The sequence below is a fragment of the Alteromonas sp. ABV4_515 genome (assembly GCF_056160345.1).
Genome location: NZ_JBSWWZ010000059.1, coordinates 1 through 200 on the forward strand (window position 1 = coordinate 1; position 200 = coordinate 200).

Annotated in this window: 1 rRNA gene; it reads left to right on the forward strand. The window is 49.0% G+C overall.

Features of this window, described 5'->3' with window-relative positions:
- Window positions 1-200: ribosomal RNA gene (locus ACXAGX_RS20655) — 23S ribosomal RNA — on the forward strand; the annotation flags it as partial.

Sequence of the window (200 nt, forward strand, 5' to 3'; positions counted from 1 at the left end):
GCACCTAGACGGAAAGACCCCGTGAACCTTTACTACAGCTTGGCACTGAACATTGAACCTACTTGTGTAGGATAGGTGGGAGGCTTTGAAATGAGGACGCTAGTTCTCATGGAGCCGTCCTTGAAATACCACCCTGGTATGTTTGATGTTCTAACGTTGGTCCCTAATCGGGATTGCGGACAGTGTCTGGTGGGTAGTTT